Raw genomic sequence first — 11,744 nt, 5'->3', positions numbered from 1 at the left:
TCGCACCTGTGAACTCTTCGCAGCCGCCCGCACGGTCCCCGCGACCGTCCGCCTCCGGGCAGCCGCCCGCACGGTCCCCGCAGGAGGCCCCGCCCTCGCGGCGCACCGAGCCGCCCCACGGCGAGGTCGCTGCGCGCGGCAGCGCCCTGCTCCGGGCGGTCGAGGTGATGGAGGCGCTCCGCGCGGCCGACGGGGACGCCTGGTCCCATCAGCAGACCCACGCGTCGCTGGCCAGGTACCTCCTGGAGGAGACCTACGAGGTTCTCGAGGTGATCGACGATCCGCAGGCCCATGGGCCCGGCGCCCTGCGCGACGAGCTCGGGGACCTGCTCTTCCAGATCCTGTTCCACGCCCGGGTCGGGCAGGAGGCGGACCCGGCCTGGGACGTCGACGACGTGGCGCGGTCCTTCATCGCCAAGATGGAGCGCCGGAACCCGCACATCTTCGGCGACCGACGGGACGAGGCGCTCGAGGACCCGGAGGACGTGGAGCAGATCATCGCCCAGTGGCACGCCGTGAAGGCGGCCGAGCGTCGGGCGGAAGGAGCCGGCGACGCCCCCGCGGCGGCGGCCTGGTTCGACGGCATCCCGGAGCGCCTGCCCGTGCTCCAGACCGCCGCGAAGGTCGTGCACCGCACCCGCTCCGACGGTCGGCTCGAGGAGCTGCTCGCCGCCGCCGACGAGGCGGCCGCCGCGCCCGACGCCCAGCAGTGGGGAGGCGCCACCGCACGCGCGATGCTGGACCTGGCGGTGCGTGCCGAGTCCGAGGACATCGACCCCGAATCCGCCCTGCGCACCCTGCTCGCCCGGACGCGCTCGGCAGTCGTCACGGCAGGCGACTCCGCACCGTCCGAGGACGGCCCACAGGTCCCCCACGGGGAGCCATCGGACGGCACCCTGTCGAGCCAGGACGGCCGGACGGCCTAGACTGGCCTGTGGACGGTCAGCGCCGACCGGCCGTGACCGCTCTTCTCCTGATGGAAGGAACAGCCCATGGCAGCTCTGATCGATGCCGTTCACGCCCGCGAGATCCTCGATTCCCGAGGCAACCCCACCGTCGAGGTGGAGATCCTCCTCGACGACGGGATCGTCGCCCGCGCCGCAGTCCCCTCCGGTGCCTCCACCGGTGCCTTCGAGGCCGTCGAGCGCCGCGATGGCGACAAGGCCCGCTATCTCGGCAAGGGTGTCGAGGAGGCCGTCTCCGCGGTCATCACCGACATCCAGCCCAAGATCCTGGGCATGGACGTCCAGGAGCAGCGCGCGATCGACCAGGTCATGCTCGATCTCGACGGCACCACCAACAAGGGTGCCCTCGGCGCGAACGCCATCCTCGGCGTCTCGCTGGCCGTGGCCCGCGCCGCCGCGGATTCCGCCGGTGTGCCGCTCTACCAGTACGTCGGCGGGCCCAACGCCCACATCCTGCCGGTCCCGATGATGAACATCCTCAACGGCGGGTCCCACGCGGACTCCAACGTCGACATCCAGGAGTTCATGATCGCGCCGATCGGTGCGGAGACCTTCGGCGAGGCCATGCGCGTCGGCGCCGAGGTCTACCACGCGCTGAAGTCTGTGCTCAAGGAGCGCGGCCTGGCCACCGGTCTCGGCGACGAGGGCGGCTTCGCGCCGAACCTCGACTCGAACCGTGCGGCCCTCGACTTGATCGTCGAGGCCATCGGCAGGGCGGGCTTCGAGGCCGGCAAGGACGTGGCCCTGGCCCTGGACGTCGCCGCCTCCGAGTTCTTCGAGGACGGCTCGTACCTCTTCGAGGGCGAGAAGAAGACCTCCGCCCAGCTGATCGACTACTACGCCGATCTCGTCGACTCCTACCCGCTGGTCTCCATCGAGGACCCGCTGGACGAGGACGACTGGGAGGGCTGGAAGGCCATGACCGAGCGTGTCGGGGCCAAGACCCAGCTCGTCGGCGACGACCTGTTCGTCACCAACCCCGAGCGCCTCGGCCGCGGGATCACCGAGGGCTCCGCTAACGCGCTGCTGGTCAAGGTGAACCAGATCGGCTCGCTGTCGGAGACCCTCGACGCCGTGGACCTCGCGCACCGTGCGGGGTTCAAGGCCATGATGTCGCACCGCTCCGGTGAGACCGAGGACACCACCATCGCGGACCTCGCCGTGGCCACCAACTGCGGGCAGATCAAGTCGGGCGCCCCGGCCCGAGGCGAGCGCGTGGCGAAGTACAACCAGCTGCTGCGCATCGAGGAGGAGCTGGGGGATGCGGCACGTTACGCCGGCGCCGCAGCATTTCCTCGGTTCACGCGTTTCACTGCCTGAGTCCTCAGCATGAGGTTGTAACCTCTGGTCATGAGCAACAGACGACCGGGCGCCCCGCGATCAGCGAGGCGCCCGGTCGCTGCATCCGGGGGTCGTCGGCCCGGTGCGCGGCCGGCCGCGCGACCGTCGTCCACCCCGTCGCGGGGGACGGCCAAGAGCGCCTCGTCCTCGCGCAACCGCGGCCCGGCGGCGGCATCACGTCCTCGCAGCACCGCCCCGCGCGGTCCCCAGGAGGACGGCCCCGGCGTGACCATCACCCGGCGCACCCTGGCGCTCGTCGCCCTCGTGGTGATCGCGCTGGCGGCCCTCGTGCCGACGGTCAACTCCTATGTCGCCCAGCGTCAGCAGCTCTCCGAGATCCAGGCCCAGGTGAACTCGCAGGAGACCGACGTGGAGAAGCTCCGCGAGCAGGTCGCCCGCTGGGAGGACCCGGCCTATGTCTCCGCCCGGGCCCGAGAGCGACTGCTCTTCGCGATGCCGGGGGAGACCCAGTACCGGCTCACGGACACCTCCGGTCGGGACGTCCCCCTCACCGAGGCGGAGCTGGCCGCGGAGCAGGCGCAGGAGGGCGAATGGTTCTCCACGCTCTGGAAGAGCGTCGAGGGAGCGAGCCGCCTGACCCCCGAGGACATCCCCGACGAGACCGGCTCGACCGACGAGGACGTCTCCGACGAAACACCCGCCGACGACACCGACGATCAGGATCCCCCGCAGTGAGCGCACTCCCACCCCTTCCCTTCGAGACCCCGACCACGCCCGACGATCTCGAGGTGATGCGGGAGCAGCTCGGGCGCGACATGCGCGGCGTGGTGTCCATCGCCCGGCGCTGCAGCTGTGGGCGCCCGGCCGTGGTGCGCACCGCCCCGAGGCTCGAGGACGGAACCCCGTTCCCCACCTCCCTCTACCTCACCCTCCCGTGGCTCACCCTGGACATCTCCCGCATCGAGGCGACCGGCACGATGGCCGACCTCACCCGGCGGCTGGAGACCGATGACGAGCTCGCCGCCGGCTACCGTCGAGCCCACGAGCGGTACCTCGCCCGTCGCGAGGAGCTCGGGGACGCCGAGGAGGTCCGCCACGTCAGCGCCGGCGGCATGCCCACGCGGGTGAAGTGCCTCCATGCCCTGGCAGGTCAGGCCCTCGCCGAGGGGGAGGGCATCAACCCCGTCGCCGACGAGGTCCTCGCGACCATCGACGGCGTGCTGCCCGAGCTCGTGTGCCGATGCGAGCAGGTCGACGCCGCCCCGGAGGACGACGCATGAGCGCCCCCGTCGCCGCGATCGACTGCGGCACCAACTCCATCCGACTTCTGATCGCGCGCCGGGTCGGGGACGGTACCCGGCCCACGGACCTCGAGCGCCGGCTCGAGATGGTGCGTCTGGGCCTCGGCGTCGACCGCACGGGGCGCTTCGATCCGGTCGCGATCGAGCGCACGCTGGAGGCGGCGCGTCAGTTCCGTGAGCTCATCGAGCGGCACGACGTGGCTCCCGAGGCGGTGCGCTTCGTCGCGACCTCGGCGACCAGGGACGCGTCGAACCGGGATGAGTTCATCGACGGGATCCGCGAGATCCTCGGGGTGACCCCTGAGGTGATCACGGGCGAGGAGGAGGCGGCACTCTCCTTCCGAGGCGCGGTCAGCACCGTCACCGGACTCCCCGAGGGCCCTCGTCTCGTGGTGGACATCGGAGGGGGCTCCACCGAGCTGGTGCTCGGGACCACCACTCCGACGCACCGCATCAGCATGGACATCGGGTCGGTACGGCTGACCGAGCGCCACCTCGCCACGGATCCCCCCACTGCGGAGCAGATCGCTGCCGCGAGCGCGGACATCGACGCGCTGCTGGACGAGGCCGAGTCCGCGGTGCCGCTGGACCGCGCACGATCGCTGGTCGGCGTGGCCGGGACCGTGACCACCGTCACGGCGGTCGCGCAAGGGCTCCAGGAGTATCAACCCGACGTCACGCACGGGGCGAGGTTGGCGATCGACGACGTCCAGGCTGTCTGCCTCGACCTGCTCTCGCAGACCCGACAGCAGCGGTCCGCGCACCGGATCATCCATCCGGGGCGCATCGATGTGATCGGTGCAGGGGCTCTGATCTGGTCTCGGATCATGGAACGGGTCTCCACCGCGTCCGGGATCACCGAGACCAGGACCAGCGAACATGACATCCTCGACGGCCTCGCCCTGGACCTGCTGGACCGCACGGACTGACCGCCGGGCCCGACGGACGTGGGCCCCGGCGGTCGACGGGCGACGGCCGACGCGAGCACGCCGTGACGTCCACGACCTGAATCGTTTTGTGCGAAGTGCTCCGCGGTTCTAGGCTAGGGGTCATGAACACCACTTTCGGCGGCAAGCCCCATGTCCTGATCCTCGGCGGCGGTTCCGTCGGCCTGACCACTGCGAGCGATCTGCGCAAGACGCTCGGCTCCGAGGTCGCGATCACGGTCGTGGACCCGCGCCCCTATATGACCTACGCACCCTTCCTCCCCGAGGTCGGCGCCGGCAGCATCGATCCCCGCAACGTCCTCGCGCCCCTGCGCAAGATCCTCCCGGGGAGCAAGGTCGTCACCGGCTCCGTCACGCAGATCCGCAGCTCGGAGAACACCGTCGTGGTGAACACCGAGGAGGACGTGCAGCTCGAGATCTCCTACGACTACCTGGTCGTCGGCCTCGGCGCCGTTCCCCGTCTCCTGCCCATCCCGGGCCTCGCCGAGAACGCCATCGGCTTCAAGCAGGTCGAGGAGGCAGTGGCCGTGCGCGACCGCATCCTCGCCAACCTCGCCGAGGCGGCGTCCACCAAGGACCCGAAGATCCGCAAGCGTCTGCTCACCTTCACCTTCATCGGCGGCGGCTTCGCCGGCGGCGAGGCGGTCAGCGAGACCGAGGACATGGTCCGCGACGCCCTGCGCTACTACCCCGACCTGCACGCCTCGGACATCCGCTTCGTGCTCATCGACGCGGCGCCCTTCGTGTTCCCCGAGCTCACCGAGGACCAGCGCGCCTACGTGCTGAACCAGCTGCGCGAGCGCGGCGTCGAGGTCAAGCTCGAGACCTTCCTGAACTCGGCCGAGGACGGCCTCATCAAGACCAGCGACGGCGACGAGTTCGAGACCGGCCTGCTGGTCTGGAACGCCGGTGTGAAGCCGGCCCCGGTCCTGTCCGACACGGACATCTCTGATCTGCCCGTCATCACCGAGCGCGGCCCCATGATGGGCAAGCTCGAGGCTCTGGCCGACCTCCGTGTCAACGGCGCCGACGGCCCGCTGGAGAACGTCTTCGCCGCCGGCGACTGCGCCGCCGTGCCGGACCTCGCCTCCGGTGAGGGCAAGTTCTGCCCGCCCAACGCTCAGCACGCCGTGCGTCAGGGCAAGCGCGTGGCGGACAACATCGCGCGCTCCGTGCAGGGGCGCCCGCTGGTGGACTACTACCACAAGAACCTCGGCGTCATGGCGACCCTGGGCATGTACAAGGGCGTCGGCCGCCTCAACGTGGCCGACAAGGAGCTCGACATCCGCGGGCTCCCGGCCTGGGCCATGGCCCGCGCCTACCACGTCTACGCCATGCCGACCCTGGGCCGGAAGGCAGCGGTCATCGCCGGATGGGCGACGAACCTGATCTCCCGCCGGGACATCATCGGCATCCCGCAGTCCTCGACGCCGCGCGCAGCGTTCGAGTACGCCGCGAACTCCGGCAAGAAGAAGTGATCCGGCCGGGATCGGGCGCCTGAGCGCCCGCATCCCGCGGCTCCGGAGCCACGGAGGCACCGCCACGCTCGGCGTGACGGTGCCTCCGTGCATGCAGGGACTGCTCACATCGGCGGGACGGAGCATGTCCCGGGAGGAAGCCCGAGTATGCTCGTTCCCGGTAATAGACGAGCACATACGGTCAGCAGGGTGTCGGGGACAGGGCGCGCGCGACCGGAAGGGAAGTACCCCATGGAGATCCATATCGTCACCGACGCCGCCGAGGGCGCTCGCGTCGTCGCCGACGTCTTCGAGCAGACCATCCGAGACGCCGACGACTCCGGCCCCGTCCTCGGTCTGGCCACCGGGTCCTCTCCCGTCCCGGCGTACACGGAGCTGATCCGGCGCCATCGCGAGGAGGGCCTCTCCTTCGCCACCGCGCGCGCCTTCCTGCTCGACGAGTACGTGGGCCTGCCGGCGGGCCACGAGCAGAGCTACCATCGTTTCATCCGTGAGAACTTCACGTCGCACATCGACATCGATGACGCCGCGGTGGTCTCGCCCGCCGGCGACGCCGCCGACCCGGCCGCGGAGGCCGCCTCCTATGACGCGCGGATCTCCGCGGCAGGGGGAGTGGATCTCCAGATCCTCGGCATCGGGTCCAACGGACACATCGCCTTCAACGAGCCCGGCAGCTCGCTCGGCTCGCGCACGCGTGTGGTGGGGCTGGCACAGAGCACGATCGCCGACAACTCCCGCTATTTCGACGATGCGGCGGACGTCCCGGTCCGGGCGCTCAGCCAGGGACTGGGGACCATCCGCGATGCGCGCAGGATCGTTCTGACCGCCTCGGGGGAGCACAAGGCGGAAGCGGTCGCGCATCTCGCCGAGGGCGCGATCAGCGCGCGGTGGCCGGCCTCCAGCCTCCAGCTGCACCCCGACGTGGTCGTCGTGGTCGACGAGGCGGCCGCCTCGCAGCTGGAGCTCGCCGACTACTACCGCTACGCTCGCCGCCTCGAGGCGGAGAACCCGGTCGCACGTCACAGCTGAGGATCCGGAACAGGGGCGGATGCGTCGGCGGGAGCCGGATACGATCGCTCCCATGATGCAGGCCGACCCCTCCTCGCCCCCCTCCTCACCTCCTTCGTCCCCGCCGTCCTCGGGTGCTGTCGCAGCGCCTCGCAGCGGTTTCGACCGGTTCTTCCGGATCTCCGAGCGAGGGTCGACCCTCTCCCGTGAGCTCCGCGGAGGGCTCGTCACCTTCTTCTCGATGTGCTACATCGTGGTGCTGAACCCGCTGATCATCGGGACCGTCCCGGACTCGACCGGGCAGTTCCTCGGTGGCGGCGCAGAGCCCAACCTCCCGGCGGTGGCTGCCGGCACCGCGCTGATCGCCGGGCTCCTGAGCATCTTCATGGGGGCGTGGGCCAAGTTCCCGCTCGCCCTGGCGACCGGGCTCGGGCTCAACGCCTACATCGCCTATTCGGTGGTGCCGCTGCCGGGTATGACCTGGGGCGGGGCGATGGGCCTCGTGGTGCTCGAGGGCGTGGTCATCCTCGTCCTCGTCCTCACGGGCTTCCGCCGGGCGGTGTTCATGGCTGTTCCGCCCTTCCTGAAGACCGCCATCGGCGTGGGGATCGGCCTGTTCATCGCCTTCCTCGGCCTGTTCAACGCCAAGTTCGTGACCACCGCCTCCGGGACCCCCGTGCAGCTGGGCAACGACGGGTCGCTCACAGGCTGGCCCACCTTCGTGTTCGTCGCGGGCCTCCTGCTCATGTTCGTGCTGTGGGTGCGCAAGGTGCCCGGCGCGATCCTCATCGCGATCGTCAGCGCCACCGTCCTCTCGATAGTCCTCGAGCGGTTCCTCCACCTCGGCGCCTTCAGCGCGGGCGATGACACGAATCCCGGCAATCCCGGTGGGTGGGCGATGAACGTGCCCGCCATCAGCGAGTTCCCGATCCAGGCCCCGGACTTCGCGACCCTGTTCACGGTCGACCCCATCGGAGGCATCACCGCCGCAGGCGGGATCGGTGCGATCGTCATCGTCTTCTCCCTGCTGCTGGCGGACTTCTTCGACACCATGGGCACCATGGTCGCCGTCGCCTCGGAGGCCGGGCTGGTCGATGAGGAGGGCGACATGCCGCACTCCCAGCGCATCCTCGTCGTGGACTCCGTCGCCGCGATCGCCGGCGGTGTCGGCGGCGTCTCGTCGAACACGAGCTTCGTCGAGTCCACGTCGGGCGTGGCCGAAGGCGCTCGTACGGGCGTGGCCTCGATCGTCGTCGGCGTCGCGTTCCTGCTGACCACCTTCCTCGCGCCGCTGGTCGCACTCGTGCCCTACGAGGCCGCGACCCCGGCGCTGGTGATGGTCGGCTTCCTGATGATGACGCAGGTGACGGACATCGACTTCAGCGATGTCGAGGTCGCCCTCCCGGCCTTCCTCACGATCATCCTCATGCCGTTCGCGTACTCGATCACCGTGGGCATGGGCGCCGGCTTCCTGATGTACGTCCTGATCCGGCTCGTGCGGGGGAAGGCCCGCGAGGTGCACTGGCTCATGTATGTGATCGCTGCGCTCTTCGTCGTGTACTTCCTGCGCGGTGCGATCGAAGGCCTGCTGCTGTGACGACGGGGGAGCCGCAGGCAGGGGACGAGCACGTCGCACAGGACGACGTCTCCGAGCTGGCGGCCGAGCTGCGTCGCGTGCTGCTGGTCTCTTCCCGCATCCTGCGCTCCCGCACCGCGTCGGACGAGGTCTCCGCGTCGCAGTTCTCGGTGCTCGCGTTCCTGGACCGATCCGGTGAGTCGACCCCGGGGTCGCTCGCGGAGTTCGAGCATGTGAGCCCTCCGGTGATGACCCGGATCCTGGGTCGGCTCGAGGACGCGGGCCTCGTCGTGCGCTCGACGCACCCGGGCGACGGCCGCCAGGTGCTGGTCACGCTCACCGAGCTCGGTGTGCAGGTGGTGCTCCAGGGCAGGGCCGAGCGCGACGGCTGGCTCCGCACCCGGATCGAGGCAGCCGACCCCCAGGAGCGGGAGACTCTCCGTGCCGCGACCGAGCTGCTGCGCCGCACCCTCATCGATCCACCCCGCTGACCGCGGCTGCGTGACCTCACTGACCAGGACTCCGTCACCACGTTGGCCAGGACCCCGTCACCACGTTGGCCAGGACGCCGTCACCACGTTGACCACGACTGTGTGACCACGCAGAAGTTCGACCACGTAGACGTTCTGACCACGCAGAAGTTCGACCACGTAGACGTTCTGACCACGCAGAAGTTCGACCACGTAGACGTTCTGACCACGCAGTAGTGCCGGACGCGCAGTAGTGCCGAACGCGCAGATCGTGCGGCCGATCGGCACCGATGGCCGGGCAGCGCAGGTGAGACGGAGCACGTCGTACGGATCCGCGTGGGGGTCAGGCGCTGTGGTCGAGCACGTGGTCGAGCACAGCGAGCAGAGCCGACACGTCAGCTTCTTCCACTGCGGGGAAGGTCGCGATGCGCAGCTGGTTGCGGCCGAGCTTGCGGTAGGGCTCGATGTCGACGATCCCGTGCGCACGGAGCACGGAGGTCACGGCCGTGGCATCGATCGAGTCGTCGACGTCCAGAGTGGTCACCACCTGGGACCGAGCCTCGGGCTCGGTGACGAACGGCGTGATCTCCTCACGCCCTGCGGCCCAGGCCTGCACCATGCCGCTGGTGGTCCGGGTCCTGGCATCAGCCCAGGCGAGGCCGCCCTGGGCGAGCATCCACTCGATCTGCTCGGCCATGAGCACCAAGGTCGCCACCGCCGGGGTGTTCAGCGTTTGATCCTTGCGGGAGTTGTCGATCGCACTGGTCAGAGAGAGGAACGACGGGATCCATCGGTGCGTGTCTGCTGCGAGGCGCTCGGCCCGTTCGATCGCCGCGGGGGAGAGGATGCTCAGCCACAGCGCGCCGTCCGAGGCGAAGGCCTTCTGCGGCGCGAAGTAGTAGGCGTCGGTCTCCGTGATGTCGATCATCGCGCCACCGGCCGCGGAGGTGGCATCCACGAGCACGAGCTGATCAGCGCGCGCCCCGGCGGGCCGACGCACGGGGACCATGACTCCAGTGGAGGTCTCGTTATGGGGCCAGGCGTAGGCGTCGACGTCCTCCCGAGCTGCCGGCATCGGGCACGCACCGGGATCCGCCAGGATGACCTCCGGCTCACCCAGATGCGGAGCACCGGCGACCTCGCTCGCGAACTTCTGAGAGAACTCGCCGAGCACCAGATGCTGTGAGCGGTGCTCGATCAGTCCGAAGGCGGCGACGTCCCAGAATGCGGTCGACCCGCCGTTGCCGAGTACGACCTCGTAGTCCTCGGGCAGGGAGAACAGCTCACGCAGGCCGGAACGGATCCGTCCGACGTACTGCTTCACCGGAGCCTGGCGATGAGAAGTGCCCATGACCGTGCGGGACACAGAGCTCAGAGCCTCCATCTGCGCGTCGCGGATGCGGGAGGGACCGGAGCCGAAGCGACCATCCGCGGGAAGCAGACCCTGGGGGATCGACAGACCGCGGATCGTGTCGGCACGGACGGTACGGGCATCGGACATTGGTAACTCCTCGTGATGCGGGGGCAGTGCCACCGGCGGGTCCGGCAGCACGCCCTCCTATCCTGCCAGGGGCGCGACCCGTACCTCGCAGCGGTCCGTGCCGAGCGGCCCGGCATGGGAAGATCGGGGTATGAGCCGTGCCGATCTCAAGAAGCAGCCGTATGACGTCGCAGGGATGTTCGACAGCATCGCCAAGCGCTATGACCTGATGAACGACGTTGCCGCCCTGGGGCAGGTCAGGATGTGGCGGGAGGCGATGGTCGAATCGCTCGGCGTCGAGCCTGGCAGCACCGTTCTCGATCTCGCCGCCGGCACCGGAACCTCCTCGACGGCGATCGCACACGCAGGTGCCCAGGTCCTCGCGGCGGACTTCTCCTTGGGGATGATGACCGAGGGACGTCGACGCGGAGCCCCGGTCCCGTTCGTCGGCGCCGACGCTCAGCACCTCCCCTTCACCGATGACTCCTTCGACGCCGCAGTCATCTCCTTCGGTCTGCGCAATGTCCATGAGCCGAAGCTCGCCCTCGCCGAGATGGCCAGGGTCGTGAAGCCCGGCGGGCGAGTGGTCGTGTGCGAGTTCTCGACGCCGAGCTCCCGAGTCTTCCGGACGGTGTACGAGAAGTACCTGCTGCGTGCGCTGCCGGCTGTCGCCCGACGCGTCGCCACGAGCGCGGACGCTTATGACTACCTCGCGGAGTCCATCCTCGAGTGGCCGGATCAGACGTCTCTGCGCGCGTGGTTCGTCGAGGCCGGGCTGGAGAAGGCCCAGTTCCGCAACCTCAGCGGGGGGATCGTGGCGCTACACCGAGGGGTCGTGCCTCACATCTGAGGCGGCCCGTCGCGGGGCCCCAGGCCTCTCGCACCTCGAAGTACGACTTCTGCATGATCGGATAGTGCGGTGTTCAGGCCCATGACCTGCAGTGATGTTCAATCAGCACCGGGTGTGGCGCAGGACACCGCCAAGAGGGTCGTTCTGGCTTGACGGTCCCCGGGGATCTGCGTAATGTTCTTCCTCGTGCCCAGCAGAACGGGAACGAGGGTCGGCCGAGAGGTTGAACCGAGAAAACCGTACTGAGCAGGCATGCAGGTCCCTCTGAAAGTCAGGGAGGCGCGGATCACACCGCACCGAGTTGACATGGAGAGCCGCACCTCGTAAGTTATAGAGGTTGCCCCGGAGCGAAAGAGCCGAAAGGCTT

12 protein-coding genes are annotated in these 11,744 nt (G+C 69.4%); 10 read left to right on the top strand and 2 right to left on the bottom strand.

Annotation, left to right across the window (positions count from 1 at the left end; translation table 11 throughout):
• The first annotated feature begins 8 nt into the window (after nt 1-8).
• From ACT3T5_RS14040 to ACT3T5_RS14000, 9 genes are all read left to right on the top strand, one after another.
• Nucleotides 9-926: a MazG nucleotide pyrophosphohydrolase domain-containing protein gene (locus ACT3T5_RS14040; RefSeq protein ID WP_444594654.1), complete on the top strand. Its 918-nt coding sequence runs from the start codon at nt 9-11 to the stop codon at nt 924-926.
• Nucleotides 927-992: 66 nt separating this feature from the next.
• Nucleotides 993-2,285 (top strand): phosphopyruvate hydratase, encoded by a 1,293-nt coding sequence (gene eno, locus ACT3T5_RS14035; protein ID WP_444579370.1) that lies wholly within the window; start codon nt 993-995, stop codon nt 2,283-2,285.
• A 246-nt stretch (nt 2,286-2,531) separates the two neighbouring features.
• Entirely contained in the window at nt 2,532-3,002 is a 471-nt protein-coding gene (locus ACT3T5_RS14030; RefSeq protein ID WP_444579372.1) for an FtsB family cell division protein, read from the top strand.
• Nucleotides 2,999-3,547: a DUF501 domain-containing protein gene (locus ACT3T5_RS14025; RefSeq protein ID WP_444594653.1), complete on the top strand. Its 549-nt coding sequence runs from the start codon at nt 2,999-3,001 to the stop codon at nt 3,545-3,547. The genes ACT3T5_RS14030 and ACT3T5_RS14025 overlap by 4 nt, the downstream gene beginning before the upstream one ends.
• Nucleotides 3,544-4,497: a Ppx/GppA phosphatase family protein gene (locus ACT3T5_RS14020; protein ID WP_444579376.1), complete on the top strand. Its 954-nt coding sequence runs from the start codon at nt 3,544-3,546 to the stop codon at nt 4,495-4,497. The genes ACT3T5_RS14025 and ACT3T5_RS14020 overlap by 4 nt, the downstream gene beginning before the upstream one ends.
• A 122-nt stretch (nt 4,498-4,619) precedes the next feature.
• Nucleotides 4,620-5,993: an NAD(P)/FAD-dependent oxidoreductase gene (locus ACT3T5_RS14015; protein WP_444579377.1), complete on the top strand. Its 1,374-nt coding sequence runs from the start codon at nt 4,620-4,622 to the stop codon at nt 5,991-5,993.
• A gap of 231 nt (nt 5,994-6,224) precedes the next feature.
• Nucleotides 6,225-7,022 carry a glucosamine-6-phosphate deaminase gene (nagB, locus tag ACT3T5_RS14010; RefSeq protein ID WP_444579378.1) on the top strand — a complete coding sequence of 266 codons (798 nt, stop codon included), beginning with the start codon at nt 6,225-6,227 and terminating at the stop codon, nt 7,020-7,022.
• Nucleotides 7,023-7,074: 52 nt separating this feature from the next.
• The gene (locus tag ACT3T5_RS14005; RefSeq protein ID WP_444579380.1) at nt 7,075-8,598 is read left to right on the top strand and encodes an NCS2 family permease; all 1,524 of its coding nucleotides are present in this window, start codon (nt 7,075-7,077) and stop codon (nt 8,596-8,598) included.
• Nucleotides 8,595-9,068, top strand: coding sequence for a MarR family winged helix-turn-helix transcriptional regulator (locus ACT3T5_RS14000; protein WP_444579382.1), 474 nt, complete (start codon nt 8,595-8,597; stop codon nt 9,066-9,068). Before ACT3T5_RS14005 ends, ACT3T5_RS14000 begins: the two co-directional genes overlap by 4 nt.
• Before the next feature lie 57 nt (nt 9,069-9,125).
• Here ACT3T5_RS14000 and ACT3T5_RS13995 read toward each other — a convergent pair whose 3' ends face one another.
• A complete protein-coding gene (locus ACT3T5_RS13995; RefSeq protein ID WP_444594652.1) occupies nt 9,126-9,368 on the bottom strand; it encodes a hypothetical protein in 243 nt (80 codons plus the stop codon).
• Nucleotides 9,369-9,390: 22 nt separating this feature from the next.
• Entirely contained in the window at nt 9,391-10,548 is a 1,158-nt protein-coding gene (gene serC, locus ACT3T5_RS13990) for a phosphoserine transaminase (protein WP_444579384.1), read from the bottom strand.
• 130 nt (nt 10,549-10,678) lie between these two features.
• Here serC and ACT3T5_RS13985 point away from each other — a divergent pair, with 130 nt between their 5' ends.
• Nucleotides 10,679-11,377 carry a demethylmenaquinone methyltransferase gene (locus ACT3T5_RS13985; RefSeq protein ID WP_444579386.1) on the top strand — a complete coding sequence of 233 codons (699 nt, stop codon included), beginning with the start codon at nt 10,679-10,681 and terminating at the stop codon, nt 11,375-11,377.
• Nucleotides 11,378-11,744 lie beyond the last annotated feature (367 nt).

The organism is Brachybacterium sp. AOP3-A1-3 (assembly GCF_052378285.1).
Lineage (GTDB): Bacteria > Actinomycetota > Actinomycetes > Actinomycetales > Dermabacteraceae > Brachybacterium.
Note: the sequence above shows the minus strand (reverse complement) of the source record. Positions and strands in the feature narration are given on the sequence as shown.